This window comes from Mucilaginibacter sp. P4_G9, from assembly GCF_056400985.1.
This window is the reverse complement of record NZ_JBFUKF010000876.1, coordinates 1-815: the sequence shown is the minus strand read 5'-3', so window position 1 is coordinate 815 and position 815 is coordinate 1. Positions and strand designations below refer to the sequence as shown.

Genomic DNA, 815 nt, shown 5'->3' with positions numbered 1-815 from the left:
TAAAAAACCGGTGCGCTCCGAAAGATGAAAAGTGCACCACAAACAAAAGAAGATGAGTTTAAACGTAATTAAAAAAGTTATCGATTTAGGTGATGGCCGCACCATTGAGATCGAAACAGGTAAACTGGCCAAACAAGCCGATGGCTCTGTAGTTATTAAAATGGGTGATACCATGTTATTGGCTACTGTAGTATCATCGCGGGAAGCGAAAGAAGGGGTTGATTTTTTACCCCTTTCTGTTGATTACCAGGAAAAATACGCTGCCACCGGTCGTATCCCGGGTGGTTTTTTACGCCGCGAGGCACGTTTATCAGACTACGAGGTTTTGATCTCGCGTTTGGTTGACCGCGCTTTACGTCCGTTATTCCCTTCAGATTATCATGCTGATACACAGGTGATGATCTCTTTAATTTCTGCAGATAAAGATATTATGCCTGATTGCCTTGCCGGTTTGGCAGCATCGGCAGCATTAGCTGTATCTGATATTCCTTTTAACGGTCCTATCTCTGAAGTACGTGTTGCTAAAATTGATGGCCAGTTGGTAATTAACCCAACTTTAAGCCAGCTTGAGCGTGCTACTTTAGAATTTATTGTAGCAGGTAGCGAGCATGACATCAACATGGTTGAAGGCGAATCAAAAGAGATTCAGGAAGCCGAATTGGTTGAGGCTATTAAGTTTGCACACACTGCTATTAAATTGCAGTGTTTAGCTCAAAAAGAGTTGACCATTGAAGTTGGCAAAACCGAAAAACGTGTTTACAGCCATGAAAACAGCAATGAAGATTTGAAAAAAGCTATCTACGCTGCTACTTATG

The 815-nt window shown here is 42.0% G+C and carries 1 pseudogene; it reads left to right on the top strand.

Annotated elements, in window-relative coordinates:
* Nucleotides 1–52: 52 nt before the first annotated feature.
* Nucleotides 53–815, top strand: a pseudogene (locus AC1DPZ_RS28300) (polyribonucleotide nucleotidyltransferase); the annotation flags it as partial.